Below are 26,853 nucleotides of genomic sequence, written 5' to 3'. Positions count from 1 at the left end.
CGCCCGGACCGCGCGGGCAGGAATCCCACTATCCGGCCGTACGGCCCGGACCGGGCCGTACGTCGAGTGGTCCGAGAAGCAGGAGGTCAGGGCCGGTGGCGCAGCACGAGGGCCGACTTTTGTCGGCAGGAGCGAAACTTCTGCTGATCGAGCCGAAGCTTTGCCTTCGTCCGGGGGCAAGGGTAAGGTCGCGATTCAGATAGAAGGTTGCCCATTCGTCGATCAGCCAGCCGCCACCCCGCCGGGTCGCCGCGTTCCGCTCCCGACAGGTCCGGGCCGCACCCGCGCGCCGTCCGTCATCGTCCGCCGGATCCCCGATCCGGCCGGTTCGGCGCGCCCGGAGGCGGCAGCCGGTCGACCGCCGCCGACGGCGTACCAGCCGTCAGGAAGGGACCACCACCATGGATCAACAGACCAACGGGCCGGAGTCGGCACCGGCGTCCGAGCCGGTCAGCCGACGCGGAGTTCTCCGCGCCGCGACCGTCTCCGCCGCAGCCCTCGGCACCGCCGGCCTGCTCGCCGGCCCGGCCGCCGCCGCGCCGGCCGGACACTCCCACGGCCGGCGCCGGGTGCCGGTGGACCGGATCAGCATCCAGCTCTACACGGTGCGCGACCAACTCGCCGCCGACCTGCCCGGCACCCTGGCCGCGCTGCGCCGGATCGGCTACCGCCGGGTGGAGCACGCCGGCTTCGTCGGGCGTACCGCGGCGCAGTTCCGGGCCGCGCTGGACGAGGCGGGGCTGCGGTCCACCTCCGGGCACACCGGCATCCCGCAGCCGTTCGACGCCGCGGCCTGGGAGCGCGCCCTCGCCGACGCCAACGTCGTGGGCTGCAAGAAGATCGTCCACCCCTACTTCGGCCGGGACGCACAGGGCCGGCCGATCCGGGACCCCGCCGTCTACCGCGCGCTGGCCCGGGACCTGAACCAGGCCGGCCGGCTCGCCGAGCGCGCCGGGCTGGACTTCGGCTACCACAACCACCAACTGGAGTTCGTGCCCCTGACCGACGGGTCGACCGGCTTCGACATCCTCACCCGGCAGACCGACCCGCGGCTCGTCCACTTCGAACTCGACCTCTACTGGACCTGGCGGGGCGCCCACGACCCGGTGGACGTGATCCGGGCCAACCGCGGCCGCATCCGCCAGGTGCACGTCAAGGACCTCGACGTCGAGGGTGGCTTCGCCGACCTCGGCGACGGCGTCATCGACTTCGGGCGGATCTTCGCCCACGAGCGGGAGGCCGGCATCGAGGAGTACATCGTGGAGCGCGACGACGCCGGCACCCCGCCGCGCGCGCCCGCCGACGCCCTGGACACCGCCCGCGTCGGCTTCGACTATCTCGCCTCACTCCGGTACTGACGATCACACCTCGGGGGACGACCTCATGAGAAGGACCGCACTCGTGTCCGCCCTGCTGCTGGTGACGGCCGGCCTGGCCGCGCCGCCCGCGGCCGCCGCGCCCGCGCCGGCCGCGGCACCACCGGACAGCAGCTTCCAGAAGGTGACACTGAACGACTTCCCGGGCGAGCCGATGAGCCTCGCCGTCCTGCCCGACCTGCGCGTGCTGCACACCTCCCGCACCGGCGAGGTGCGCATCCACGACCCGCGCACCGGGCTGAACACCCTCGCCGCCGACATCCCGGTGTACGAGCACGACGAGGAGGGGTTGCAGGGGGTCGCCATCGACCCGAACTTCGCCCAGAACAAGTGGGTCTACCTCTACTACTCGCCGCCGATGAACACGCCGGTGGACGACCCGGCCACCCCCGACGTCAACGAGGGGGACGCGCCGCTGGTCGGCACCGAGGCGGACTGGCAGCGGTTCCGGGGCGCGCTGCGGCTGTCCCGGTTCAAGCTGGACGGGATGAAGCTCAACCTGAGCACCGAGCAGCAGATCATCGACGTGCCCACCGATCGGGGCATCTGCTGCCACGTCGGCGGTCAGATCGACTTTGACAGCAAGGGCAACCTGTACCTGTCGACCGGCGACGACACGAACCCGTTCTTCTCCGACGGCTACATCCCGATCGACGAACGGGCCGACCGGAACCCGGCGTTCGACGCCCAGCGCACCTCGGCCAACACCAACGACCTGCGCGGCAAGCTGCTGCGGATCCGGGTGAAGGCCGGTGGCGGTTACACGGTGCCGGCCGGCAACCTGTTCAAGCCGGGAACGGCGAAGACCCGCCCGGAGATCTACGCGATGGGGCTGCGCAACGCGTTCCGGTTCGCCGTCGACCGGCGCACCGATGACGTCTACCTGGGCGACTACTCCCCGGACGCGTCCGCGTCCAACCCAGAGCGCGGGCCCGCCGGGCACGGCCGGTGGATGCGCATCGACAAGCCCGCGAACTACGGCTGGCCGTACTGCGTGACTCCGACGATCGGGTACCGCGACTACGACTTCGCCACCGGCGAGTCCGGTGCGAAGTTCAACTGCAAGCGCCCGGTCAACGACTCACCCCACAACACGGGGAAGCGGCAGCTGCCGCCGGTCGAGCAGCCGGAGGTCTGGTACCCGTCCGCCGCCTCGGGTGAGTTCCCGCAGCTGGGCACCGGCGGCATCGGGCCGATGGGCGGCCCGGCGTACGACTACGACGGCACCAGCACCTCGCGCACCCGGTGGCCGGCCTACTACGACGGCGTGCCGCTGTTCTACGAGTGGACCCGGGACTACATCAAGGAGTTCCGCCTCGACGAGGACGGCGACGTCAAGGACATCCGGCCGGTGGTGCCGTCGCTGGTGGTGGACAACCCCATGGACATGGAGTTCGGCCCGGACGGCGCGCTCTACGTGCTGGAGTACGGCGACGGCTACTTCGCCGAGAACCCGGACGCCCAGCTGTCCCGGATCGACTTCGTCCGGGGCAACCGGACGCCGATCCCGAAGATCAGCGCGGACCCGACCGCAGGGCAGGCCCCGTTGACCGTGCACTTCTCCAGCGCGGGCACCACCGACCCGGACGGTGACGCGCTGCGCTACGCGTGGGACTTCAACGCGGACGGCTCGGTGGACAGCACCGAGGCGAACCCGACCTGGACCTTCCAGGAGAACGGCTCGTACACCCCCACGCTGAAGGTGACGGACCGCACCGGACGTTCCGCCGCGGCGACCCTGCCGCTGCTGGTCGGGCCGCGCGCGCCGATCGTCGAGTTCGTCACCCCGGTGGCGGGGCAGCCCTTCGAGTTCGGGCAGACGGTCGCGTACCAGGTGAAGGTCACCGACGACCTGCCGGTGGACTGCTCCCGGGTGAAGGTCACCTACGTCCTCGGTCACGACGAGCACGGGCACCCGCTCTCCTCGGCGACCGGGTGCGCCGGCACCATCACCACCTTCGTCGACGGCGGCCACGGTGGGGCGGACAACCTCACGGCGGTCTTCGTGGCGGAGTACACCGACGCGCCGACCGAGCCCGGTGTGCCGCCGCAGACCGGCTCGGCGACGGTCGTGCTGGACCCCAACCCGGTGGCCGGCCTGGCCGGCTGACCACCGCACGATGACGACAGGCGGCGGCCGGACCACTCCGGCCGCCGCCGTTCGTCGCTTCAGTCCCAGTCGCTCTCGTCGTGGTTGTTGCGCCAGCGCCCGCCCACCGGCGGGGTGTCCAGCCGCATACCACCGTCGGCGTTGCCGACGAGGTCGTTCTCCTCGACCCGGCAATCCACGCAGCTGCCCCGCTCGGTGATCCACAACCCGTGGCTCTGGGTCCGGTCCTCGTGGTTGTCCCAGATCCGGTTGCCCCGGACGGTGGCCGAGTCGAACGCCGCGTCGATGGTGATGCCGGCCCGGCGCTCGGGCGCCGCGGACAGTTCGTACGGGCAGCCCGGCGGCGGGATGTCCCCGCTCCACGCGCTCAACGCGTCCGGACGGACCGGGGCGAGGGTGAGTTCGGTGCCGGTGTTCGAGGCGACCAGCGCCACGGATCGCCCGACCCGCAGCACCTTGCCCCGGTGCCCGTCGTGCGGCCAGTCGGCCGCCCGGTCCACCAGGGACCGCTCGCTGTAGCGGACCGTCTCCCCGGCCCCGCCGGCCGCCGTCGCGCACTGCCGACCGTTGTTGCGGATCCGGTTGTTCAGCAGCACCGCGTCGACCATCGGATGGTCGACCCGGACCGCGTCCAGTCCATTGCCCCAGAACTCGTTGCTCTCGATCACCACGTCACGGACCGGCCCCTGGTAACCGCGCCGGAGGTCCTGCCCGTGGTAGCCGTACCGCCCATTGCCGCTGATCCGGTTGCCCCGGATGGTGTACGGGCCCGGGGTGTTGCCGACGCTGATCCCGTCGCTGATGTTGCCCGCGATGACGCAGTCGGTGAGCAAGCCACCCCGGCCGGCCACGCCCGAGGTGCCCTGGCTGGAGACGTCGAAGCCGGCCTCCAGGTTGCCGGTGACGGTGCAGGCGGAGACGATGAGCCCGTCCGCGCCCCAGTCGGAGATCCCGAACCGGTTGCCCTGGCTGTGGCAGCCGACGATGCGGTAGCCCTGGGGTGGGGGCCAGTAGTCCTTCTGGAGTTCCAGGAAGATCCCGTTGGTGCCGTTGGCCAGGGTGGTGCAGTTGGCGATGGTCAGCCGCTCCTCGGTGCCCCAGCCGCCGATGCCCACGCCGATTCCGGCGCCACCCATCTGCTCGCCGTTGTCCAGCCGGCCGCAGCCGACCACCACCACACAGTCGATCACGCTGTCCTGTAGGAAGTCGCAGCCCAGCCCGGTGGCGGCGGTGTGGTGGATGTAGAGGTTGCGGAACACGCCGCGCACCACGTACTGGAGGCCGAGGCCCTTGGCCAGGTAGCTGTACTCGGCCATCGCCACCCCGGACCCGTCGATCTCGAAGTCGGCGAAGGTGCAGTCGGCGATGTGCCGGTCCCGGTCGGCACCGTGCTGCACCGTGGTCCAGAACGCCAACGGGGTCGGGTCGGACCGGTTGCCCTCGTTGCTGAGCAGGAACCGGGTCGCCGCCGGCCCGGCACCGACCAGCGAGACGCCGCTGCGCCACACCGTGCCGGCGTCGCGGATCGAGTAGATGCCCGGCGGGCAGTAGATGACGCGGGCGCGGCCGTCGGCCGCGTACCCGTCGCCGAGCCGATCCACGAGGGCGGCCAACGCCGGCTGGTCGTTGGTCGCGCCGTCGCCGCACATCCCGTACTCCTGCGCGTCGCAGTAGAGCGGCGCGCCGGCCGACGCGGGCCGCCGCTCCCGGACGGCACTGGGTAGCACCTGGTACGCCACGCAACGGCTCCCTTCGACGCGACCGTGCACTCCGCGGGGCCGACTTCCCGGTGACCCGTCGCGGAAACCCCGGGCGCGCGCCGGCCCCGGCGCCGCACAGGCAGCGCCGGGGCCGGAGTACGCCGGGTCAGACGGCGGCGATCAGCAGCGCCGGCCGCTCAACGCAGTCGGCGACGTGTCGCAGGAACCCGCCGGCCACGCCACCGTCGCAGACCCGGTGGTCGAAGGTGAGGCTCAGCTGGGTCACCTTGCGGACGGCGAGCTGCCCGTCCACCACCCAGGGCTTGTCCACGATCCGCCCGACGCCGAGCAGCGCGGCCTCCGGGTGGTTGATGATCGGCGTGGAGCCGTCCACGCCGAACACCCCGTAGTTGTTGAGCGTGAAGGTGCCGCCGGTCAGCCGGGCCGGCGCCAGGGTGCCCGCCCGCGCCGCCGTGGTGGTGGCCGCGAGTTCCGCGGCCAGCTCGGCGGTGGTGAGTCGCTGGGCGTCGCGCAGCACCGGCACCAGCAGGCCCCGGTCGGTCTGCGCGGCGATGCCCAGGTGCACACCCGCCGACTGGACGATCCGCTGCGCCTCGGTGTGGACCCGGGCGTTGAGCTGCGGGAACCGGCGCAGACCGGACAGGCAGATCCGGGCCAGCAGGGCCAGGACGCTCACCGGCGCGTCCGGTGTCGCCGCGTTGATCGCGGCCCGGGTCTCCAGCAGCCCGGTGGCGTCCACGTCGACCCAGATGGTCACCTCGGGGATCTCCCGCCGGCTGCGGGAGAGCTTGTCGGCGATCACCTTGCGGACGCCGGTGAGGGGAACGATCACGTCGCCGTCGCCGGCCGGGGTCAGCCCGACGGGTTGCTCCGGCACGGCGGCGAGCCGGGCGGCGGGCGGGGCCAGCGCCGCCTCGACGTCGGCGCGGCGGATCACTCCGCCGGGCCCGGTGCCGCGCACCGTGCTCAGATCGACGCCGCTCTCGCGGGCCAGCCGCCGGACGATCGGCGAGATGACCAGGGCGGACGGCGCCGGGGCGGCCGGGTCGGGCACCGGGACCGGCTCGGGCACGTTGTCCGACGCGGCCGCGGTGGGCTCGGGGGCCAGCGCGAGTCGGGGCCGCCGCCGGCGCCGGGTCGACCCGCCGTGCCCGGTGCCGTACCCGATCAGCACGTTGCCGGAGCCGGCCCGCTCCTCCTCGCGGTAGGTGGCGTGCCCGGCGGGCTCGTCGCCGCCGTCCAGGGGCGCAATGGTGATCAACGGCTGGCCGACCGGGCGTACCTCACCCGCCGCGCCGTGCAGGGTGACCACCCGGCCGGCGTACGGGCAGGGCACGTCGACGACCGCCTTGGCTGTCTCCACCTCGACCACGCTCTGGTCGACCGTGACCACGTCGCCGACCGCGACCCGCCACTCGACGATCTCGGCCTCGCTCAGCCCCTCGCCCAGGTCGGGCAGGAGGAAGACCTGCGTCCGCTCGACGGTGGTCATGCCGCGCTGCCCTGCACCGACCAGCGCGGGTCCGGCTGGTCGTCCCACTGCAACCGGGCCACCGCGTCGAGCACCCGGTCCACCCCGGGCAGGTGGGTGTGCTCCAGCATCGGCGCCGGGTACGGGATGTCCAGCCCGGCCACCCGCAGCACCGGGGCGTGCAGCGCGTGGAAGCAGCGCTCCTGCACCCGGGCGGCGATCTCGGCGCCCACGCCGGCGAACCCGGGCGCCTCCTGGATCACGACGCACCGCCCGGTGCGCCGGACCGAGGCGGTGATGGTGGCGTCGTCGAACGGCACGATGGTGCGCACGTCCACCACCTCCAGGTCCCAGCCCTCCTCGCGGGCGGCCTCGGCGGCCTCCAGCGCGACCGGCACCGCCGGCCCGTACGCCACCAGGGTGGCGTCGCGGCCGGGCCGGCGCACGACCGCCCGGCCGAACGGTTCGGTGCGCGCCGGCAGTTCCGCGTCGGCGCTGGCGAAGTAGAGCTTCTTCGGCTCCATGAAGACCACCGGGTCGGGGTCCTCGATCGCCTCCCGCAGCAGCGAGTACGCGTCGGCCACCGTCGCCGGGGTGACGACCTTCAGGCCGGGCGTGTGCGCGTAGTACGCCTCGGACGAGTCGCAGTGGTGCTCCACGCCGCCGATGCCGCCGGCGTACGGCACCCGGATGACGATCGGCACGCTCAGCGCGCCCCGGGTCCGGTTGCGCAGCTTCGCCACGTGCGAGGCGATCTGCTCGAACGCCGGGTACGCGAACGCGTCGAACTGCATCTCGACGACCGGCCGCAGCCCGGACATGGCCAGGCCGACGGCGAAGCCGACGATGCCGGCCTCGGCCAGGGGGGTGTCGAAGCAGCGGTTCTCGCCGAAGCGGGCCTGTAGGCCGTCGGTGATCCGGAAGACGCCGCCGAGCTGGCCGACGTCCTCGCCGAAGACGACGACCCGCTCGTCGGCCGCGAGGGCGTCGGCGAGCGCGGTGTTGAGGGCCTTCGCCATGGTGGTGGCCATCAGGCGTCACCCTCCTCGTCGCGGGCGGCGGCCAGCTCGGCGCGGACCTGCTCGCGCTGTTCGATCAGCTGCGGGGTGGGCTCGGCGTACACGTGGTCGAAGAGGCTCAGCGGGTCGACCGTGGGCTGCTCGTTCATCCGGGTCCGCAGGTCCGCCGCGTACGTCTCGGCCTGCTCGGCGATGTCGGCCACCGCCGCGTCGTCGAGCACCCCGCGCGCCCGCAGGTAGGTTTCCAGCCGGGTGACCGGGTCCCGGTCCCGCCAGGCGTCGACCTCGGCGCCGTCGCGGTAGCGGGTGGCGTCGTCGGCGTTGGTGTGCGGCTCCATCCGGTAGGTGTGCGCCTCCACCAGGAACGGCCCGTTGCCGGCCCGCGCGTGCGCGACCGCGCGGGTCAGCACGGCGAGCACCGCGACGGGGTCGTTGCCGTCGACCTGCTCGCTGGGCACCCCGTAGCCGACGCCCTTGTAGGCCAGCGACGGCGCGGCGGTCTGCCGGGACAGTGGGACGCTGATCGCGTACCGGTTGTTCTGGACGAAGTAGACGACCGGTGCTTTGAACACGGCGGCGAAGTTGATGCCCTCGTGGAAGTCGCCCTCGCTGGTCGCGCCGTCGCCGATGAAGGCCAGCGCCACGGTGTCGCGCCCCTGGTACGCCTCGCCGTGCGCCAGCCCGGCGGCGTGCACGCACTGGGTGGCCAGCGGGGTGCACTGCGGTGCGGTCCGCACGGCGGCGGGGTCGTAGCCGCAGTGCCAGTCGCCGCGCAGCAGGGTGAGCACCTCGACGGGGTCGATGCCCCGGGCGACCAGCGCCATCGACTCGCGGTAGGTGGGAAAGACCCAGTCGGTGTCCCGGACCGCGAGCACCGCGGCGACCTGGCACGCCTCCTGCCCCCGCGAGGACGGGTAGACGGCCAGACGGCCCTGCTTGGTCAGCGCCGTCGCCTGGGTGTCGAACCGGCGGCCGAGCACCATCCGGCGGTACAGCTCACGCAGCGCCTCGACGGGCGGCTCCGGGTAGTCGGTGCGGGCGGGCAGCGGCGTGCCGCTCTGGTCGAGCAGGCGGACCGGCTCGACGTCGGGCAGCAGCGGGCGCGCCGGGTCGGGCGGGGTGGCCGCCCGACGGGTGCGCGGGGATGCCCTGCGGACCGCCTGGGGAGTGGTCGTCACGGCGGAACCTCCTGGGACGTGTGGTGGGCCTATGCTTCCGCCTATCGGATGATTGACTCAAGATCCGGGTGGAAGGCGGGACGGTTGGCATGCGGAGGGCACACCGGTGAGCCAGGAGGCCACAGACGGGCCGGGCCGGGCGGCCGGATCGGGACGATCGGCCCGAGGTCTGGATGAGGTGGACCGACGGATCCTCGACGAGCTGGTCCGTGACGGGCGGACGTCGGTGCGCACCCTCGCCGAGCGGATCCACATCTCCCGCACCAACGCGTACGCACGGGTGGAGCGGCTGCTGCGCGACGGCGTGATCACCGGGTTCCGGGCCCAGGTCGCGCCCGAGGCGGCCGGCCTGGGCACCTCGGCGTACATCGCGCTGACGATCGAGCAGAACACCTGGCGGGAGGTCTCCGCGGAGCTGGCCCGGGTGCGCTACATCGAGCACGCCGCGCTGCTCGGCGGCGACCACGACGTGCTCGCGCTGGTGCGGGCACCGGACAACGCCGCGCTGCGGGACGTGGTGCTGGGCCGGGTGCAGAGCATTCCGGGGGTGCTGTCCACCCGCACCTGGCTGGTCTTCGAGGAGTTCGACGGGGCCGGTAGCCCCTGGGCGTGACCGCCTCAGCGCTCCGGTGGGGCCTCCAGCCCCTCCCGGTCGGCCAGCTCCAGCAGCGGCTCCAACGAGTGCCGGTCGCCGTCCAGGCCGGCGTGCGGGTCGCCCCGCTCGGCGAACCGGGCCGGCATGGTGAGCACGTCGAAGTCCTCCGGCCGGACGTGGTCCAGCTCCGACCAGTCCAGCGGCGCGGAGACCAGCGCGGCCGGCGTCGGGCGGATCGAGTACGCCGACGTCACCGTGTGGTCCCGGGCCATCTGGTTGTAGTCGACGAAGACCGGCCGGTCCCGCTGCTCGCGCCACCAGGTGGTGGTGACCAGGTCGGGCAGGCGGCGCTGCATCTCCCGGCCCAGCGCGAGCACCGCCCGCCGGCACTCGCCGAAGCTCCACCGCGGCTCGATCGACAGGTAGACGTGCAGGCCCCGGCCGCCGGTGGTCTTCGGGTAGGCGGTCATGCCCAGCTCGGCGAGGAACGCCCGCACCTCGTGGGCCACCGGCACCACCTGCCCGAAGTCGACGCCGGGCATCGGGTCGAGGTCGATGCGCAGCTGGTCGGGGCGCTCCACGTCGGCGGCGGTGACCGGCCACGGGTGGAACCGCAGGGTGCCCAGGTTGGCCGCCCAGATCACCACGGCCAGCTCGCTGGGCGCCACCTCGTCGGCGGTGCGGCCGCTCGGGAAGGTGATGTGCGCCGTCCGCACCCACTCGGGCGCGCCCGCCGGCAGCCGCTTCTGATAGAACGCGTCACCCCGGTTGGTCTGCCGGGTGGCGATCGTCGCGCCCTCGAAGACGCCGCGCGGCCAGCGTTCCAGCATGGTCGGTCGGTCCCGCAGCGCGCGCAGGATGCCGTCGCCCACGGCGAGGAAGTAGCGGACCACGTCCAGCTTGGTCAGCCCACGTTCCGGGAAGTACGGCTTGTCGGGGCTGGAGACGCGGACCAGCCGCTCCCCCACCTGGATCTCCTCCGCCGCCGTGGCCACGCCCACGAGGGTACGACGCCGGCCGGTTCCTCGCGGCCGGTCAGGTGATCAGCAGGACGCCGGTCAGGTGATCAGCAGGACGCCGACCAGGATCAGCGGCAACCCGACGAAGAGGAAGATGCCGACCCCGGTGAGCACCCGCCCGCCGCCGGCCTCCTCGCGCTCCGGCGCGAGCCCGAAGGTGGCACGCGGGCCCAGCATGCCGATCTGGCTGAGCGTCAGGTCGCCGGTCACCCCGAGCAGCGCGCCGACCACCATCAGCGCGATCCCCAGCCGAGCGGTGTAGTCGCCGCCGGCGACCGCCACCCAGACCGCGGCGGCGACCGCGACCAGAACAGCCGCGATCACGAACAGCAGCAGCGCTTCCCGCAGACCCCGGACGACCGTCATCCCCGACCCACCCCTCGTCTCGGGACGGCCCGACCGCCCCGGACGGAGATTGTTCCCCATCGACCTCTCGCGGCGCTGTCCCGAACCCGACCGGGCCGCGCGGGCGAGGGGAATCATCCGGAACGTGGGGCGCTGGTCGGAGCGCAGCGCGGCGGATGCCGGTCATCGACCGGCATCCGCCTCCGCCCGGGCGACGTACGCCGCGGTCAGCGTTTCTCCTGCTGTATCCGCGACATCAGCAGCTGCTTGCCCTGATCGCCGGCCTTGCGGCTGTTGTCCTGGATCATGCGGAACCAGTTGGCCAGTTCACTGTCGCCACGCTGCTCGGCGTCGGCGATGTACGTGTCCATCCGGTACACGTTCTCCAGCGACATCTGCAACGTCCTGATCAGGTCGTAGTTCTTGTCCTTCAACGGACTGATCTGTTCCTTGACCATCGTCGCCACGGCGTACCTCCCCATGTCGGCTCGCGGTGAAGCCCACGCTTACCCGACCGGGGCGGGTTCACGCTCGGACCGGTTCGCCGGGTGTCGCACGATGGCGCGGTTACCGGGCAGACGGGCCGGGTAGGGGTGCCGCATGGCCGAACTGGCAACCCTGTGGATCATCCGGCACGGCGAGAGCACCGCGAACGTGGCGGCAACCGAGGCCGAGTCGTCCGGTGCCGACCTGATCGGGCTCACCCACCGGGACGCCGACGTGCCGCTCTCCCCCACCGGCGAGGAGCAGGCCCGGGCCACCGGCCGCTGGCTGGCCGGGATGCCCGCGGAGCGGCGCCCGGACGTGGCGGTGGTCTCGCCGTACCTGCGGGCCGTCTCCACCGCCGAGCTGGCGTTGCACGGCACCGGGATTCCGGTGAGCCGCGACGAGCGGCTGCGCGACCGGGAGCTGGGCATCCTCGACGGGCTGACCGGGCACGGGGTGCACCGGCGTTTTCCGGACGAGGCCGAACGCCGCGCCCGGCTGGGCAAGTTCTACTACCGGCCGCCCGGCGGGGAGTCCTGGACCGACGTGGCACTGCGGCTGCGGACGCTCCTCGGTGACCTGCGCCGCGACCACGCCGACCAGCGGGTGCTGCTCTTCGGCCACGACGCACTGGTCTTCATGCTGCGCTACCTGGTGGAGGGGCTGACCGAGCCGGAGCTGATGGAGCTGACCCGCGAACACGTCATCGCCAACTGCTCGATCACCCACTGGTCGGTCGACACGGACGGCCGGCTGGCGCTGGCCGGGTTCAACGAGGTGGGCCACCTACGCCGGCAGGGCGCCCGGCCGACCAGGGAGGACGAGGTCCATGCCGAACCGGTCTGAGGTGAAGGTGATCACGCCGGGGCTGCTGCGGGACTGGGAGCTGCCCGTCCCGGCCGGCGGCAAGGAGAGCCGGGGCACGGTGCTGGTGGTCGGCGGCTCCCGCTTCACCCCCGGAGCGGTGCTCCTGGCCGGGGTGGCCGCGTTGCGCGCCGGTGCCGGGGTGCTGCAACTCACCGCCGCCGAGTCCACCGCCGCCACGCTGAGCGTCCAGGTGCCCGAGGCGCTGGTGATCGGGCTGCCGGAGACCCCGGCCGGCGCGGTCGCCGCGGACGAGGACGGCCAGCTCGGCGAGTTGATCGGTCACGCCGACGTGGTGACCCTCGGGCCAGGGCTGAAGGGGATCGACGAGACGCGGGAGCTGCTGCGCCTCGTCCTGGACACGGCGGGCCCGCGGACCCCGCTGATGCTCGACGCGTACGCCCTCGGCGCGCTCAGCCACGAGCCGGACCTGCTGGTCGGCTCGGGCCGACCCGCGGTGCTGACCCCGAACGTCACCGAGGCCGGGCACCTGCTCGGCCGGGAGCCGGGCGACGACCTGGACGCCGAGGCGGCCGAGCTGGCCACCCGGTACGAGGCGGTGGTCTCGCTCTACGGGCACGTCGCCACCCCGGACGGACGCCGCTGGCGCGAGGAGAGCGGCGACGCCGGCCTGGGCACCTCGGGCAGTGGGGACGTGCTCGCCGGGCTGCTGGCCGGGCTGCTCTCCCGGGGCGCGGACCCGGCGCAGGCCGCCTGCTGGGGGGCGTTCGCGCACGCGGTCAGTGGCCAGCGGTTGATCCCCCGGCACGGCCGGATCGGCTTCCTGGCGCGGGAACTGCTCGACGAGATCCCGCGCACCCTGGCCACCGTCTGATCCGGGCGGCTTCTGCACATTCCGCCTGTTTCCGCAGTTCACCACGGGGGTACCGGATCGACACCAGACGAGATCCAGGGAGGTCATGCCGGTGTCGACCGATGCCATCGTCCTGCTCAAAGAGGACCACAAGGAGATGCGCCGCCTGTTCAAGGCTTTCCAGGATGCCGAGGAGGGGCCGGCGAGCCAGCGGCAGAAGCTGGTCGGGCAGATCCTGGAGGCCCTGACCGTGCACACCTATCTCGAGAACGAGGTGATGTACCCGGAGGTTCGCCGGCTGCTGCCCGACCTGGAGGACGACATCCTCGAGTCGTACGAGGAGCACCACGTCGCCGACATGCTCTGCTTCGAGCTGGCCAGCATGGACGCCGACGACGAACGCTTCAACGCCAAGACGACCGTGCTGATCGAGAACGTGACGCACCACGTCGAGGAGGAGGAGCAGGAGTGGTTCCCGAAGGTGCGCGAGGCGCTGGGCCGCAAGCAGCTTCAGGAGATCGGCGAGAAGATGATCGCGCTGCGGGCGGACGCGCCGCGTACCCCCAGCGAGCCGAAGGCGATCAAGAAGGCGATCGACGCGGTGACGGCCTGAGCCGTTCGCGGACGACGAGGGGCCCGGCTGCGGCCGGGCCCCTCGTCGTGCTCCCCGACGGCTGTGAGGCGCCCCAGCCGGGCTCGGCCAACCACCCCCGGCGGGTCGCGTCCCGAGGTCGGCCGGGTCGACCCCGGCCGACCCGGTAGGATCGCGGCGGGCCGTTACTGGCGCGTGGGGATGGAGAACCATCGGGGAGCGGCCCCGTCACGAGGACGTTTGCCGAGCGCCTGGGCCTTCCGCACGTGTCTGTAGGAGGTCGCATGTCGCGCAACGCCGAGTCCACCGCATTCCGGAGTGCCCTTGAGGTGATCCGGGCTGTCGAGCCGCGGGTGGCCGACGCCATCGGCGCCGAGCTGACCGATCAGCGGGAGTCCCTCAAGCTCATCGCCAGTGAGAACTACGCCTCCCCGGCGACCCTGCTGGCGATGGGCAACTGGTTCAGCGACAAGTACGCCGAGGGCACCGTCGGGCGCCGGTTCTACGCCGGCTGCCAGAACGTCGACACCGTCGAGGCGCTCGCCGCCGAGCACGCCCGCGAGCTGTTCGGCGCGGCGCACGCGTACGTGCAGCCGCACTCCGGCATCGACGCCAACCTCGTCGCGTTCTGGGCGGTGCTGGCCGACCGGGTGGAGTCCCCCGCGCTGAAGAAGGCGCAGGTGCGCCAGGTCAACGACCTCACCGAGGCCGACTGGTTCGCGCTGCGCCGCGAGCTGGGCAACCAACGGATGCTCGGCATGTCGCTGGACGCGGGCGGCCACCTCACCCACGGTTTCCGGCCGAACATCTCCGGCAAGATGTTCGACCAGCGCAGCTACGGCACCGACCCGGCGACCGGTCTCATCGACTACGACCGGGTGGCCGAGGCGGCCCGCGAGTTCAAGCCGTTGATCCTGGTCGGCGGCTACTCGGCGTACCCCCGGAAGGTGAACTTCCGGATCCTGCGGGAGATCGCCGACTCGGTCGGGGCCACCTTCATGGTGGACATGGCGCACTTCGCCGGCCTGGTGGCGGGCAAGGTGTTCACCGGCGACTTCGACCCGGTGCCGCACGCGCACATCGTCACCACCACCACGCACAAGTCGCTGCGCGGCCCGCGCGGCGGCATGGTGCTCTGCCAGCCGGAGCTGGCCGACCAGGTGGACCGGGGATGCCCGATGGTGCTCGGTGGCCCGCTGCCGCACGTGATGGCCGCCAAGGCGGTCGCCCTCGCCGAGGCCCGCCGCCCCGACTTCGCCGGCTACGCCCAGCGGATCGTGGACAACGCGCAGGCCCTCGCCGAGGGGCTGCTGCGCCGAGGCGCGAAGCTGGTCACCGGCGGCACCGACAACCACCTGGTGCTGATCGACGTGTCCGGCTACGGGCTCACCGGCCGGCAGGCCGAGCAGGCGCTGCTGGACTCGGGCATCGTCACCAACCGCAACTCGGTCCCGCAGGACCCGAACGGCGCCTGGTACACCTCCGGCATCCGGATCGGCACCCCGGCTCTGACCACCCGGGGCCTGGGCACCGCCGAGATGGACCAGACCGCGGAGCTGATCCACACCGTGCTCACCCAGACCACGGCCGGCGCCAACGCCGACGGCACCCCGTCGAAGGCCAAGTACACCCTCGACCCGGCCCTCGCCGACAAGATCGCCCGCCAGGCCACCGACCTGCTGACCCCGTTCCCCCTCTACCCCACCGTCGACCTGACCTGATTCCCACCCCCATCCCGGCCAGTCGCGTCGGTCATGGAGTGTGGTGCCCGGTACGGGCGGGTGGGCCGCTGTCGTCCACCACAGGACTCCATGACCGGCGCGGGCGGGGGCGGGGGGTGCGCGCCTCAGTTCAGGGGGCGCTTGAGGTGGTAGCGGTGGACTTCGGTGCTGCCCTGGACGTTGTTCACGTCCTCGGCGGCGGAGACCAGCTCCCAGCCCTCCCGGCCGACGCGGTTGAGGTGCGCGATCGCGGTGTCGCCGAAGGCGGTGATGTCCTTGCGGGACCCGTCGGGCGCGTACCAGACGAACGAGACGTGAAAATTGCGGCCCTGTCCCTGATAGCGGCGGACGAGCAGGGCGTACTCCCAGGCAACCATGCGGCCCATTATGACCGTCCATCCAGGACGGCGGTACACGGGTCGTCGCGCATTGCCATGCGGTGAACGCGGTGTGTCAGCCCACCGGGCTGGGTGCCCGACGGGCCAGCTCGCCGGCTGCCCTCAGCCGTTCGGCGTAGCGCTGCCCCTCGGCGCAGATCGGGTCCAGCGCGGCGGTGACCACCAGCGCCGGGGGTAGGTCGGCTCGGCCCGGCCACCACTGGGCAGTCGCACCCCCTTTGCTCTGCTTCAACCCACGCAACGTTTTCGGGGCGTGACTGTTGCGCCCGTTGAAGCAGAGCAAAGGAGGGGCCATGAGGTACGGCCGGCCGACTCCTCCCGCACGGTCACTCCCGGCTGGCCGTGCCAGCGCACCGCGGACGCCACGGCATATCGGTTGCGTGCGGCGAGCGGCACCCGCAGGCTCGGACGGATGAGCGCCCAGCCCCTCCCCGACGTACCGGACACCGACGACGCGGTGGCCGCCCGGATCGACGTGACACTGGTGCGCCGCCTGGTGGCCGAGCAGTTCCCGCGCTGGGCGCAGCTGCCGGTCCGGCCGGTGGAGGTCGGCGGCTGGGACAACCGCACCTTCCACCTGGGCGACGCGATGACCGTGCGGCTGCCCAGCGGCGAGGGGTACGCCCTCCAGGTCGCCAAGGAACAGCGCTGGCTCCCGGTGCTCGGCCCGCGGCTGCCGTTGGAGGTGCCCGTTCCGCTGGCGCACGGCCGGGCGGGGGCCGGCTACCCGTACCCGTGGTCGGTCTACCGGTGGATCGACGGGGCGACCGCGCGGCCCGAGCGGATCGACGACCTGACCCGGTTCGCCACCGACCTCGCCGATTTCCTGCGGGCGCTGCGGGATGTCGACGCCACCGGCGGCCCGGCCGCCGGCCGGCACAGTGCCTGGCGGGGTGCACCGCTGGCCACCTACGACGCGGAGACCCGCGCGGCGGTCGAGGCGCACCGCGACCGGTTGCCCGTCGACGCCGTCGCCGGCATCTGGCAGGCCGCCCTCGACGCCACCTGGGCCGGGCCGCCGGTCTGGTTCCACGGCGACGTCGCGGCCGGCAACCTGCTGGTGCGCGACGGCCGGCTCGCCGCCGTCATCGACTTCGGCTGCTGCGGCGTCGGCGATCCCGCCTGCGACACGGTGATCGCCTGGACCCTCCTGCACGGCGCCAGCCGGGCCGCCTTCCGCGACGCGCTCGGCGTCGAGGCGGCCACCTGGGCCCGGGGGCGCGGCTGGGCGCTGTGGAAGGCGTTGATCACTCTGGACAATCCGGAGCCGGCCAAGGCGGCGGAAGCCCGACACGTGCTCGGCCAACTGCTCGCCGAGCACGCCGTGGCCCGCTGAGCCCCCGTACCGTGTGGCCATGGCCAGCTGGGAGGACGTCCGCCGGATCGCGCTCGCGTTGCCCGAGACCACGGAGCGGGGCTCGTACGACGGGCTGCCCGCCTGGCGGGTGCGGGACAAGCCGTTCGTCTGGGAACGGCCGTTGCGGACGGCCGATCTCGCCGCCCTCGGCGCCGCCGAGCCCGACGGGCCGATCCTCGGTGTCCGGGTGCTCGACCTCGGTGTCAAGGAGGCCCTGCTCGCCGACGACCGGTCGGTCTACTTCACCATCCCGCACTTCGAGGGCTACCCGGCGGTGCTGGTCCGGCTGGATCGGATCGGCCTGTCCGAGCTGACCGAAGTGATCACCGAGGGCTGGTACGCCCGCGCTCCCAAGCGGCTCGCCGCCGCCCACCGCGCCCAGCAGGAGCCACCCGACGCCTAGGGGCGCGTGTCACGCACGTGCTGCCGCATCGCCACCACCGTCGGGCCGCGGTCAGCGGGGCGGCATCTCCCGGCGGGACGGGAACGGGGTGCCGGGCTGGCCGAGCGTGGAGCGGGCGCGCAGCCCGACCGGGTCCGGGGCGGCGGCAGGTGGCGCGGCGGCCGGCGCCGGGGCCCGCCGCCCGTCCAGGTACGCGGCGGCGGCCCGGTCGTCGTCGGTCGGCGCGGCGAGCAGGGCGTAGAGCAGACCGACCACCCCGAAGATCACCGCCAGGACGATCGGCACCAGGAGCGTGCTCATGCCGGTGCCGGTAACGTCACCCTGCCCCTCGTGCGCGTGCACCGAGAGGGCGCTCATGCCGGTGAAGTGCATGCCGTTCACGGCGACGCCCATGACCAGCGCGGAGGCGACGATCGCCAGCGGGCGCCGGACGGTCATGGCGAGCCACAGCGCGACGGTCGCCGCCACGACCGCGATCGCCACCGAGATCCCGACCCGGGTGGTGTCGTAGCGGAGGGTGCCGTTCAGCCGCATCGCCGCCATCCCGGTGTAGTGCATGGCGGCCACGCCGGCACCGGTGAAGATCCCGCCGGCGACCAGCCGTACCGGGTTCAGCCGTCCGGTGCCCACGATGGCCAGGCCGATGCCGACCGCCGCGAAGGCGATGGCCGTGCTGGCCGCGGTGAGCGGGACGTCGTACCGGATCCGGGTGCCAGCGACGGCGAAGCCGAGCATGGCTATGAAGTGCATCGCCCAGATGGCGGTGCCGCCGAGGGCCCACGCCGCCAGCAGACCCCACCAGGCGCGCTGGCCGGCCGTGCCGGCGGTGCGGATGCGCCCGGCGCAGATCAGCCCGAGGATCGAACCGAGCACGGACAGCGCGTAGCTCAGCGCGGGCGTGATCCACCCGTACTCAAAGTGATTGATCTCCGCCACGGCGGCCTTCTCCCCATTTCGTTACCGGCGAGTACAGGAATCGCTCGGGCAATGATCAGGGGTGCCGTGAACAGGCGCGACAGCACCCCCCGGACTATCCGAGGGGTGCTGTGGCGGTGACGGTCCGATGCGTCGGTTCGCCAGCGGCGGTGACCGAAAGTGATGATCAGGAGGAGGTGTGGTACGCCAGGACACCGCGGTTGATGGCCCCGATCGCCTGCCGCGCGGTGGAGCGCAGCTCCGGGGATGCGCCACCGGAGTCGGCCAGCTGGCCGAGCAGGTCGACCACCTGGCGCGCCCACCGGACGAAGTCGCCGGCCGGCATCTCACCCTCGATCTCGTGACCGCTGCCGAGCACCTTGGCCAACGCGTCGCCGCGCGCCCAGCGGTAGATCGGCCAGGCGAAGCCGAGATCCGGCTCCCGGGTCGCGGTCAGCCCGCGCGCCGCCTCGTCGGCCTCGATCTCGCCCCACAGCTTCAGCGTCTCGTCGACCGCGTCGGCCACCGGCCCGCGCGGCAGCGAGGCCCGCTCGTCGACGTCGCGGCGCGCCTCGAAGACCACCACTGACACGGCGGCGGCCAACTCGGCCGGGGACAGCCCGTCCCACACGCCCCGGCGCAGACACTCGGCGACCAGGAGGTCCGCCTCCGTCCAGATCCGGCCGAGCATCCGACCGGCGTCCGTGACCGCGCCGTCGCGCGTGAGGTAGCCGCGCTCGGTCAGCAGCGCGACGATCCGGTCGAAGGTCCGGGCCAGCGACCCGGTGCGCCCGGACACCCGCTCGCGCAGCTCCTCGGTGTCACGCTCCAGCCGTCGCCGCCGCTCCGCCCAGCGGGCGTGCTCCTCCCGTTCGGGACAGGCGTGGCAGGGGTGGTGGCGCAACTCGGTACGCAGCTGGGTGAGCCGGTGGTCCTCGCCGGCCACCTGCCGGGAACGGCCACCCCGCCGGCCGCCGTGCCGGTCCAGGCCGGTGCCGCTGACCTCGGCGGCGAGGTCGCGCCGGGCGGCCGGCGAGCGGTGGTTGAAGTGCTTGGGCACCCGGATCCGGGCCAGCACCTCGGCCGGCGTGGTGAAGTCGCCGGGGCTGACCCGCCCGGCCCAGCGGTCCTGGGTGAGCACCAGCGGCCGGGGCTCGCCGAACCCACCGGTCGCCGGGTCCAGCACGACGGCCAGCCCGGCGCGCCGTCCCGCCGGCACGCGGATCACGTCGCCGACCCGCAGCCGCTCCAGCGAGGCCACCGCGGCGGCCTTGCGCTGGGTCTGCCCCTGCCGCGCGATGGCCTTCTCCCGGTCGGCGATCGCCACCCGCAGCGCGAAGTACTCGTCGAAGTCGCCGTGGTGGCAGGCGGCTTCCGCGCCGTACGCCTCGATGGTCTCGGTGTTGCGCTGCACCTGGCGGGCCAGGCCGACCACCGACCGGTCGGCCTGGAACTGCGCGAACGAGGACTCCAGCAGGGCCCGGGCCGGCTCCGCGCCGACCGTGCCGACCAGGTTCACCGCCATGTTGTACGAGGGCCGGAAGCTGGAGCGCAGCGGGTAGGTGCGGGTGGAGGCGAGCCCGGCCACGTGCCGCGGGTCGGTCTCCGGGGACCACACCACCACGGCGTGCCCCTCCACGTCGATGCCGCGCCGGCCGGCCCGCCCGGTGAGCTGCGTGTACTCCCCCGGGGTCAGGTCGACGTGGGCTTCGCCGTTGTACTTGACCAGCCGTTCCAGGACCACGCAGCGGGCCGGCATGTTGATGCCCAGCGCCAGGGTCTCGGTGGCGAAGACCGCCTTGACCAGGCCGCGGACGAACAGCTCCTCCACGATCTCCTTGAACACCGGGAGCATGCCGGCGTGGTGGGCGGCCAGGCCGCGCTCCAACCCGTCGAGCCACTCCCAGTAGCCCAGCACCGCCAGGTCCTCGCCGGGGATGGCGGTGACCCGGGACTCGACCACCCGCCGGATCTCGGCCCGCTCCTCGGGCGAGGTGAGCCGCAGCCCGGCGGCGAGGCACTGCTGCACCGCCGCGGCGCAGCCGGCCCGGCTGAAGATGAACAGGATCGCCGGGAGCAGACCCTCCCGGTCCAGCCGGTCGACGATGTCCGGGCGCATCGGGCCGCGCCAGCGCGGGCCGCGACGGCCGGAGCCGGGCCCGGCGCTGCGCCCCTCGCCCAACTCCAGGCGGCGCATCGTGTCGCGGGTGTAGCGCAGCAGCTCCGGGTGCACGTCGTGCTTGCGGGCGGCGTCGGCGTCGTGGAACAGGTCGAACATCCGCTTGCCGACCAGCATGTGCTGCCACAGCGGCACCGGCCGGTGCTCGCTGACCACCACGGCGGTCTCGCCGCGCACGGTGACCAGCCAGTCGGCGAACTCCTCGGCGTTGGACACGGTCGCCGACAACGAGACCAGGGTGACCGAGGCGGGCAGGTGGATGATCACCTCTTCCCACACCCCGCCGCGGAACCGGTCGGCGAGGTAGTGCACCTCGTCCATCACCACGTAGGCCAGCCCCTCGAGCGTGCTGGAGCCCGCGTAGAGCATGTTGCGCAGCACCTCGGTGGTCATCACCACCACCGGCGCGTCGCCGTTGATCGCGTTGTCGCCGGTGAGCAGGCCGACCTGCTCGGCGCCGTACCGGGCGACCAGGTCGTGGTACTTCTGGTTGGACAGTGCCTTGATCGGTGTGGTGTAGAAGCACTTGCGCCGGGTCGGCGGTGTCGCCGTGTCGTCGGCAGCCGCCGGGTCACCCGGCCGCCCGCGCAGCGCCAGGTGTACGGCGAACTCGCCGACCACGGTCTTGCCGGCACCGGTGGGGGCGCAGACGAGCACCCCGCTGCCCCGCTCCAACGACTGGCACGCCTCCCGCTGGAAGTCGTCGAGATCGAACCCCAGGTCAAGGGCGAACTCGTCCAGCGCCGGGAACTGTGAGGCCTGCGCGGCCCGGCGGCGCGCCGCGACGTACCGCTCGGCGGGGCTCGACATGTCACCAAGATTAGTGCGTGCCGGGACACGGCACCCGACAAGGCCGTGCGGAGGGACCGTCGGCGGCGGTCGGTAGGGTGCACGGCGTGCCGGACCATGCCGAACCGCCCCAGACTCGTCCGCCGGGCAGCGCCGAGGACGCCGCCGCCCCCCGGGCGTCCCGACGGCCCGTCAAGGCGGTGCTCTTCGACTTCCACGGCACCCTGGCCCAGGTGGAGGAGCCGCGGCAGTGGGTGCTGGAGGCCGCGGCGGCGTGCGGGGTCACCCTGGATCGGGTCCGGGCCACCTCGCTGGCCGACCGGCTCCTGACGGCCGGGCGGGCCGGCGGGCCACTGCCGGTCCGGGTGCCGCCCGGGTTGGCGGAGCTGTGGGCCGACCGGGACCTCTACCCGCACGCCCACCGGGGTGCCTACACGGGGCTGGCCGAGACCGTCGACGCGGGCATCGAGGGCTTCGCCGACGCCCTGTACGAGCGGCTGCTGACCGCCGAGGGCTGGCTGCCGTACCCGGACACCGCCCCGACCCTGACCGCGCTGCGCGACGCCGGCGTGCGGGTGGCGGTGGTCAGCAACATCGGCTTCGACCTGCGGCCGCACTTCGACGCGTGGGGCTTGACCGACCTGGTCGACGCGTTCGTGCTCTCCTACGAGGTGGGGCGCTGCAAGCCCGACCCGGCGATCTTCCTGCGCGCCTGCGGCATGCTCGGCGTGGACCCGGAGCAGTCGCTGATGGTCGGCGACACACCGGCGGACGCGGGCGCGGTGGCCGCCGGCTGCGCGGTGCTGGTGCTGCCGGCCGCCGACCCCGGCCGGGAAAACGGGCTGGGCGCCGTCCTGGATCTGGCTCTGCCGGCCTGATCCGGCGGCGTCAGCCGGCGACGACCTCGTGGGCGAGCGCGACCAGGTCGGCGACGCCCGGGTGCCGGGGCGGGTGCCGCCAGGCCAGCAGCACGGTGACCTCCGGCGCGTCGGTGAGCGGCCGGTACGCCACCGCCGTCGTGGGGTACATCGCGGCGGTCGCGGAGGTGGTCACCCCGGCCGCCCGACCGGAGCTGATCGCGGCGAGCCAGTCGTCGGTGTTCGCCACCGGCACCACGGTCGCCGGGGCGGCGTCCACCGGCCAGAGGCCGAGCGTGGTGGTGCCGGTGGCGGTGTTCACGGCGATCGGCTGGTCGACCAGGTCGGCCAGGGCGAGCACGGCCCGCTCGGCCAACGGACTGTCCGCCGGGACGGTGGCGAGCCGGGGCTCGGTGAGCAGCCGCACGGTGCGCATGTCGGGCAGGTCGACCGGCTGGCGCAGCACCGCGACGTCCACGGCGCCGCGGGCCAGCCCGGCGCTGCGGTCGTCGATGCGCAGCAGCTCCAGCGGCGTGTCCGGGTGGGTCTGCCGCCATCGGCGCAGCAGGGTGACGGTGTGCCCGCCCAGCGCCGACCAGGCGTGCCCGAGCCGCAGCGGCCGGCCGGCGGCGTACCCCGGGTCCAGCGCGTCGTCGACGGCCGCGACGGCGGCGGCGGCCCGGTCCCGCAGCGACCGGCCGGCCGGTGTCAGGTGCAGGTGGTGGGTGGAGCGGTCGACCAGCCGGATGCCCAGATGGTCCTCCAACTGACGCAGCGTGCGCGACAGGGCGGGCTGGGTGACCCGGAGTCGCCCGGCGGCGCGGGTGATGCTGCCCTCCTCGGCGATGGCGAGGAAGGCGCGCAGGTGCCGCAGCTCCACGGTCATAACCGGGAAGCATAACCGCAGTGGAACCGGCATTTCCCTCCCCACCGCGGCACCCCCTACCGTCGCAACCGTGACCGACACCCTGCTGCCCGATCGGCCGGCACCCACCGTCGCGGCGACCGGCCGGGCCGGTGGCGTCGGCGCAATCGGCATGGTGCTCGGCGGGGCGCTGTCGGTGCAGTTCGGCTCCGCCGTGGCCGCCCTGCTCTTCCCGCGCACCGGGGTGGCCGGCGCGGTGACCCTGCGACTGACGATCTCGGCCGTGCTGCTGCTCATCGTGTGCCGGCCCCGACTGCGCGGGTACGGTCGGGCGGACTGGGCCGCAGCGGGCGCGTTCGGGCTGGCGCTGGCCGGCATGAACTCGCTGTTCTACCAGGCCATCGAGCGGATCCCGCTGGGCCCGGCGGTGACCCTGGAGGTGCTCGGCCCGCTGGCGCTGTCGGTGTTCACCGCCCGCCGGCTGGCCAGCTGGTGCTGGGCGGGCCTGGCGCTGGCCGGGGTGGCGCTGCTCGGGCAGGGCGGCTTCGACCGGCTCAACCCCGCCGGGGTGGCCTTCGCGTTTGGCGCGGGCGCCATGTGGGCCGCGTACATCCTGCTCAGCGCCCGGGTCGGCGGCCGGTTCCCGGGCGCGGACGGGCTGGCCCTGGCGCTGACCCTCGCCGCGCTGGTCACCCTCCCCCTCGGCGTCATCGACGGCGGCGCGGTGCTGCTCGACCCCGCGGTGCTGGCGCTCGGCACGGCCCTCGCGGTGCTCGCCTCCGGCCTGCCGTACACCCTGGAGCTGCTGGCGCTGCGCCGGATGCCCACCGCCACCTTCGCGGTGCTGATGAGTCTCGGCCCGGCCATCGCCACGCTGGCCGGTTGGCTGGTGCTGCGGCAGGAGCTGACGCTGCTGGAGTGCGCCGCCATCGTGCTGGTCATCGCGGCCAGCATCGGAGCGGTACGGGTCAGCGCAGCAGCCGCAGCGCGCCCGGAACCGCGCTGACGGTCACCGGCAGGTCCAGCGAACGCTCACCGTCGGCGTACGTGGTGATGCCCTCGGCGCTCAACTCCACCGTCCGCGCCCGGTAGCTGCGCACCAGGGGATGGTCGACGTGGGTGCCCTGGTAGATGCGCGGCTTGATCCGGATCAGGGTGCGTCTGTCGATCCGGCCACCCACCACCACGTCGAGCAGCCCGTCGGTCGGGTCGGCGTCGGGGCAGATGCGCATCCCGCCGCCGTAGCTCGGGCAGTTGCCGACCGCCACCAGCACCGCGTCCACCTCGTGCGGCACCCCGTCCAGGCGCAGCGTGTACCGCCGCGGCCGCAGCCGGGCCAGCTCGACGAGGATCGCCAGGTCGTACCGGCGGGGGCCGCGCGGCCATCGCATCCGGTTGGCCCGCTCGTTCACGATCGCGTCGAACCCGGCCGCGAGGACCGCCCCGTACCAGCGCTCGGTGCCGTCGGCGCCGGTCATCCGGGCCAGGTCGACCGAGCGGGTCCGGCCGGCACGCAGCGCGTCGGCGATCACCGCCACCGCCGCCAGCGGATCGGCCGGGAAGCCCGTGTCGACGGCGAAGTCGTTGCCGGTGCCCGCCGGCACGGCCCCGAACGGCACGTCGGTGCCGGCGGCGGCCTGCATCGCCCGGTGCACGGTGCCGTCCCCGCCCATCGCGACCAGCGCGCCAGCGCCGTCGGCGACCGCCGCGCGGCACGCCGCCTCCGCCTCGGCGGGACTCGCCGCCGACAACAGTCGGACCGGTCGACCGCCGGCGGCCAGGCCCTCCAGCAGCCGGGGCAGCAGCCCACGGTGCCGTCCCCGGCCGGCGGTCGGGTTGGCGAGCACGGCGACAGGGCCACCGGCGAGCGGGTGATCGTCTGCGGTCACGGGCAGCACCGTAACCGGTGTGACGCCCCCCGTACACCGGGCGGGCACGACCTCACCAGTGGTCGCGGTCCGGGCGCTCAGGGTCACGCGGCGACGGCGGTTTCGGGCGAACATGCGGCGACGCCGCCCCCGTTTGAGCGGGGACGGCGTCGGCGGACCGGACGGCGGGGGCCGTCAGGTCATGTCGTCGTAGCGGCGTTCGATCGGAGCGGGTGGGGCGATCGGCTCCGGTACGCCGACCGGTGCGCTCACGTCGACCCGCTGCCCCGCCTCGACCGGCTCGGGGTCGTGCTCCAACGGCGACACCTCGTCGTCGTCGAGGCCGGCGTAGACCTCCTTGCCGCGCCCACGCCGCTTGTCGTTGATGAACGCCACCCCGACCGCCACGAAGTACAGCAGCGAGAGGGACAGCGCCAGCAAAGTCATGCCGAAGGGGCCCGGATCCGGTGTGGCGATGGCCGCGAAGGCGAAGGAGATGAAGATGACCGCGCGCCACCAGCTCAGCAGCCGCCGGGCGCTGGCCACGCCGGTGAAGTTGAGCATCAACAGGATGAGGGGGAACTCGAACGCCACCCCGAACAACAGGATCATGTTCGTGACGAACGAGATGTAGCGGGTGACCTCCAGCTGGGTGGAGAGGCCCGTCACGCCCGCCTCCAGCAGGAACGCGAGGCCCTTGTCCACGACGAGGTAGGCGAGGACCGCACCACCGGCGAACAGCGGGGCCGCGATCGCGACGAAGACGTACGCCCACTTGCGCTCGTGCCGGTGCAGCCCGGGCGCGATGAAGGCCCAGAGCTGGTAGAGCCAGACCGGCGCACCAGCGATCAGGCCGATCCAGAGCGCCAGCTTCAGCTTCAGGATGAAGCCGTCCGCGGGTGACAGCTGAAGGAACTGGTGACAGTTGCCGAGCGCGTCCCGGGCGCCCGGCAGGCTGCAGTAGGGCTCCTTCAGCAGGTCGAACGCCGGCTGAGCCAGGAAGAAGCCGAGAATCAGGCCGGCGACGATCGCCAGCGAGGCGCGAAACAGCCGATCGCGCAGCTCACGGACGTGCTCGATGAGCGTCATCGAGCCGTCGGAGGCCCGCTCGAAGGTGCTCGGGCCGCGTTTACGCAGTGCGAAGGCCACGGTGCTCGGGCCTCTCGGTCAGTTGTCGCGGACGCGGTGCACCGGGTCGGCGACCGGCTGCTGCGGCGGCGCCTGCTGGTACGGCGCCTGCTGCGGCTGCCCGACCTGCGGCGGCAGCGGCTGGTAGCCGGCCTGCGCGTCGGCCTTCTCGGCGAGGTCGCGGTCGTCGTCCTGCAGGCTCTTGGTCTCGGCCTTGATGATCCGCAGCGAGCGGCCGAGCGAGCGGGCCGCGTCGGGGAGCCGCTTCGCACCGAAGAGCAGGATCAGCACAACCACGAGAACCGCGATGTGCCACGGCTTGAGGGCACCCATGAGAAGCTCCAGTCGCTCTGTGTGTCCGGGGGCGGTACGCAGCCCATCGTACGTGCGGATCGGCCGGTTGCCACCTGCCGGGGACCATCATCCCGGGCCCGGCCGGTGAAGTCTTGACCAACCGCGATGATCAGTCAACCATCGCCGGGCGGTCGCTTCCACAACGCCCCGCCCCGGCCGGGACGGAGCTGTGACGGGGGTCGATCAGCCGCGCTTGGCCTTGATCACGGCGAGTCGCCGCTGGGTGGTGTCGAGCTGGCGCTGAACGCCCTCAGCGCGCTGCTGCAGCGCCTCGGCGGTCTCCCGCAGCGCCTCGGCCTCGGTGGCCCGTCGCTGCAGCGCCACCGCGGCGCGGCGCAGCCGGGGCAGCCGGGCCAGCACCGGACGCACGGCCAGCGCGAGCGCCACGAGCGGGAGCAGCACAACCGCGAGCACGATCCATGTCAGCAC

26 protein-coding genes, 1 pseudogene and 1 riboswitch are annotated in these 26,853 nt (G+C 73.3%); of the genes and pseudogenes, 11 read left to right on the top strand and 16 right to left on the bottom strand.

Annotated features, from left to right (window positions below; translation table 11 throughout):
* The first annotated feature begins 401 nt into the window (after window positions 1-401).
* Window positions 402-1,358 carry a sugar phosphate isomerase/epimerase gene (locus tag AB0K07_RS26210; RefSeq protein WP_363758638.1) on the top strand — a complete coding sequence of 319 codons (957 nt, stop codon included), beginning with the start codon at window positions 402-404 and terminating at the stop codon, window positions 1,356-1,358.
* 25 nt (window positions 1,359-1,383) lie between these two features.
* Window positions 1,384-3,486 carry a PQQ-dependent sugar dehydrogenase gene (locus tag AB0K07_RS26205; RefSeq protein ID WP_363758636.1) on the top strand — a complete coding sequence of 701 codons (2,103 nt, stop codon included), beginning with the start codon at window positions 1,384-1,386 and terminating at the stop codon, window positions 3,484-3,486.
* Window positions 3,487-3,545: 59 nt separating this feature from the next.
* Here the strand turns inward: AB0K07_RS26205 and AB0K07_RS26200 are convergent, their stop codons facing one another.
* The 4 genes from AB0K07_RS26200 to pdhA all read right to left on the bottom strand — a co-directional run bounded on the left by AB0K07_RS26200 (window position 3,546) and on the right by pdhA (window position 8,875).
* On the bottom strand, window positions 3,546-5,225 hold the full coding sequence (locus tag AB0K07_RS26200) for a right-handed parallel beta-helix repeat-containing protein (RefSeq protein WP_363758633.1): 1,680 nt from the start codon (window positions 5,223-5,225) through the stop codon (window positions 3,546-3,548).
* Between the two features lie 127 nt (window positions 5,226-5,352).
* Window positions 5,353-6,699: a dihydrolipoamide acetyltransferase family protein gene (locus AB0K07_RS26195; protein WP_363758630.1), complete on the bottom strand. Its 1,347-nt coding sequence runs from the start codon at window positions 6,697-6,699 to the stop codon at window positions 5,353-5,355.
* The gene (locus tag AB0K07_RS26190; RefSeq protein WP_363758838.1) at window positions 6,696-7,712 is read right to left on the bottom strand and encodes an alpha-ketoacid dehydrogenase subunit beta; all 1,017 of its coding nucleotides are present in this window, start codon (window positions 7,710-7,712) and stop codon (window positions 6,696-6,698) included. Before AB0K07_RS26190 ends, AB0K07_RS26195 begins: the two co-directional genes overlap by 4 nt.
* Window positions 7,709-8,875 carry a pyruvate dehydrogenase (acetyl-transferring) E1 component subunit alpha gene (gene pdhA, locus AB0K07_RS26185; protein WP_363758627.1) on the bottom strand — a complete coding sequence of 389 codons (1,167 nt, stop codon included), beginning with the start codon at window positions 8,873-8,875 and terminating at the stop codon, window positions 7,709-7,711. Before pdhA ends, AB0K07_RS26190 begins: the two co-directional genes overlap by 4 nt.
* A gap of 178 nt (window positions 8,876-9,053) precedes the next feature.
* Here pdhA and AB0K07_RS26180 point away from each other — a divergent pair, with 178 nt between their 5' ends.
* Window positions 9,054-9,488 (top strand): Lrp/AsnC family transcriptional regulator, encoded by a 435-nt coding sequence (locus AB0K07_RS26180; protein WP_232234193.1) that lies wholly within the window; start codon window positions 9,054-9,056, stop codon window positions 9,486-9,488.
* A 5-nt stretch (window positions 9,489-9,493) separates the two neighbouring features.
* On the opposite strand, the gene AB0K07_RS26175 is transcribed toward AB0K07_RS26180, so the two are convergent.
* The 3 genes from AB0K07_RS26175 to AB0K07_RS26165 form a co-directional block, all read right to left on the bottom strand.
* The gene (locus tag AB0K07_RS26175; protein WP_363758624.1) at window positions 9,494-10,465 is read right to left on the bottom strand and encodes a DNA primase small subunit domain-containing protein; all 972 of its coding nucleotides are present in this window, start codon (window positions 10,463-10,465) and stop codon (window positions 9,494-9,496) included.
* 63 nt (window positions 10,466-10,528) lie between these two features.
* Window positions 10,529-10,855, bottom strand: a complete 327-nt coding sequence (locus AB0K07_RS26170; protein WP_363758621.1) for a hypothetical protein — start codon at window positions 10,853-10,855, stop codon at window positions 10,529-10,531.
* Window positions 10,856-11,061: 206 nt separating this feature from the next.
* On the bottom strand, window positions 11,062-11,316 hold the full coding sequence (locus tag AB0K07_RS26165; RefSeq protein ID WP_363758618.1) for a hypothetical protein: 255 nt from the start codon (window positions 11,314-11,316) through the stop codon (window positions 11,062-11,064).
* A 118-nt stretch (window positions 11,317-11,434) separates the two neighbouring features.
* On the opposite strand from AB0K07_RS26165, the gene AB0K07_RS26160 reads away from it, so the two are divergent.
* The 4 genes from AB0K07_RS26160 (at window position 11,435) to AB0K07_RS26145 (ending at window position 15,311) form a co-directional block, all read left to right on the top strand.
* Window positions 11,435-12,166, top strand: a complete 732-nt coding sequence (locus tag AB0K07_RS26160) for a histidine phosphatase family protein (protein WP_363758615.1) — start codon at window positions 11,435-11,437, stop codon at window positions 12,164-12,166.
* Window positions 12,150-13,019 (top strand): NAD(P)H-hydrate dehydratase, encoded by an 870-nt coding sequence (locus AB0K07_RS26155; protein WP_363758612.1) that lies wholly within the window; start codon window positions 12,150-12,152, stop codon window positions 13,017-13,019. The genes AB0K07_RS26160 and AB0K07_RS26155 overlap by 17 nt, the downstream gene beginning before the upstream one ends.
* Window positions 13,020-13,110: 91 nt before the next feature.
* The gene (locus tag AB0K07_RS26150; protein WP_363758609.1) at window positions 13,111-13,611 is read left to right on the top strand and encodes a hemerythrin domain-containing protein; all 501 of its coding nucleotides are present in this window, start codon (window positions 13,111-13,113) and stop codon (window positions 13,609-13,611) included.
* 153 nt (window positions 13,612-13,764) lie between these two features.
* Window positions 13,765-13,854: riboswitch (ZMP/ZTP riboswitch) on the top strand.
* 20 nt (window positions 13,855-13,874) lie between these two features.
* Window positions 13,875-15,311, top strand: coding sequence for a glycine hydroxymethyltransferase (locus AB0K07_RS26145; protein ID WP_363758606.1), 1,437 nt, complete (start codon window positions 13,875-13,877; stop codon window positions 15,309-15,311).
* Between the two features lie 125 nt (window positions 15,312-15,436).
* Here AB0K07_RS26145 and AB0K07_RS26140 read toward each other — a convergent pair whose 3' ends face one another.
* Together AB0K07_RS26140 and AB0K07_RS26135 are read right to left on the bottom strand one after the other, a co-directional pair.
* Complete coding sequence (locus AB0K07_RS26140; protein ID WP_363758603.1) at window positions 15,437-15,697, bottom strand: hypothetical protein; 261 nt, start codon at window positions 15,695-15,697, stop codon at window positions 15,437-15,439.
* A 103-nt stretch (window positions 15,698-15,800) separates the two neighbouring features.
* Window positions 15,801-15,887 (bottom strand): annotated as a pseudogene (locus AB0K07_RS26135) (alpha/beta hydrolase fold domain-containing protein); the annotation flags it as partial.
* Window positions 15,888-16,121: 234 nt separating this feature from the next.
* On the opposite strand from AB0K07_RS26135, the gene AB0K07_RS26130 reads away from it, so the two are divergent.
* Window positions 16,122-17,045, top strand: a complete 924-nt coding sequence (locus AB0K07_RS26130) for an aminoglycoside phosphotransferase family protein (protein ID WP_363758601.1) — start codon at window positions 16,122-16,124, stop codon at window positions 17,043-17,045.
* A gap of 19 nt (window positions 17,046-17,064) precedes the next feature.
* Window positions 17,065-17,469, top strand: a complete 405-nt coding sequence (locus AB0K07_RS26125) for an MmcQ/YjbR family DNA-binding protein (protein WP_363758598.1) — start codon at window positions 17,065-17,067, stop codon at window positions 17,467-17,469.
* A gap of 51 nt (window positions 17,470-17,520) precedes the next feature.
* On the opposite strand, the gene AB0K07_RS26120 is transcribed toward AB0K07_RS26125, so the two are convergent.
* Together AB0K07_RS26120 and AB0K07_RS26115 are read right to left on the bottom strand one after the other, a co-directional pair.
* Window positions 17,521-18,405 (bottom strand): MHYT domain-containing protein, encoded by an 885-nt coding sequence (locus tag AB0K07_RS26120; RefSeq protein WP_363758595.1) that lies wholly within the window; start codon window positions 18,403-18,405, stop codon window positions 17,521-17,523.
* A 166-nt stretch (window positions 18,406-18,571) separates the two neighbouring features.
* Window positions 18,572-21,373 (bottom strand): DEAD/DEAH box helicase, encoded by a 2,802-nt coding sequence (locus AB0K07_RS26115; protein ID WP_363758592.1) that lies wholly within the window; start codon window positions 21,371-21,373, stop codon window positions 18,572-18,574.
* Window positions 21,374-21,459: 86 nt separating this feature from the next.
* Here AB0K07_RS26115 and AB0K07_RS26110 point away from each other — a divergent pair, with 86 nt between their 5' ends.
* On the top strand, window positions 21,460-22,230 hold the full coding sequence (locus AB0K07_RS26110) for an HAD-IA family hydrolase (RefSeq protein ID WP_363758589.1): 771 nt from the start codon (window positions 21,460-21,462) through the stop codon (window positions 22,228-22,230).
* Between the two features lie 10 nt (window positions 22,231-22,240).
* Here the strand turns inward: AB0K07_RS26110 and AB0K07_RS26105 are convergent, their stop codons facing one another.
* Window positions 22,241-23,095 carry a LysR family transcriptional regulator gene (locus tag AB0K07_RS26105; protein ID WP_363758586.1) on the bottom strand — a complete coding sequence of 285 codons (855 nt, stop codon included), beginning with the start codon at window positions 23,093-23,095 and terminating at the stop codon, window positions 22,241-22,243.
* Between the two features lie 151 nt (window positions 23,096-23,246).
* Here AB0K07_RS26105 and AB0K07_RS26100 point away from each other — a divergent pair, with 151 nt between their 5' ends.
* A complete protein-coding gene (locus tag AB0K07_RS26100) occupies window positions 23,247-24,080 on the top strand; it encodes an EamA family transporter (RefSeq protein WP_363758835.1) in 834 nt (277 codons plus the stop codon).
* Here AB0K07_RS26100 and AB0K07_RS26095 read toward each other — a convergent pair.
* The 4 genes from AB0K07_RS26095 to AB0K07_RS26080 all read right to left on the bottom strand — a co-directional run bounded on the left by AB0K07_RS26095 (window position 24,043) and on the right by AB0K07_RS26080 (window position 26,853).
* Entirely contained in the window at window positions 24,043-24,972 is a 930-nt protein-coding gene (locus tag AB0K07_RS26095; protein ID WP_363758583.1) for a diacylglycerol kinase, read from the bottom strand. The genes AB0K07_RS26100 and AB0K07_RS26095 overlap by 38 nt on opposite strands.
* Window positions 24,973-25,137: 165 nt before the next feature.
* Window positions 25,138-26,091, bottom strand: a complete 954-nt coding sequence (gene tatC, locus AB0K07_RS26090) for a twin-arginine translocase subunit TatC (RefSeq protein WP_363758580.1) — start codon at window positions 26,089-26,091, stop codon at window positions 25,138-25,140.
* An 18-nt stretch (window positions 26,092-26,109) separates the two neighbouring features.
* Window positions 26,110-26,403 (bottom strand): Sec-independent protein translocase subunit TatA, encoded by a 294-nt coding sequence (gene tatA, locus AB0K07_RS26085; protein ID WP_089021067.1) that lies wholly within the window; start codon window positions 26,401-26,403, stop codon window positions 26,110-26,112.
* Between the two features lie 204 nt (window positions 26,404-26,607).
* Window positions 26,608-26,853 carry a hypothetical protein gene (locus AB0K07_RS26080; protein WP_363758577.1) on the bottom strand — a complete coding sequence of 82 codons (246 nt, stop codon included), beginning with the start codon at window positions 26,851-26,853 and terminating at the stop codon, window positions 26,608-26,610.

This window comes from Micromonospora sp. NPDC049301 (assembly GCF_040678715.1).
Taxonomy (GTDB): Bacteria; Actinomycetota; Actinomycetes; order Mycobacteriales; family Micromonosporaceae; genus Micromonospora.
This window is presented reverse-complemented; position numbering and strand designations above follow the sequence as displayed.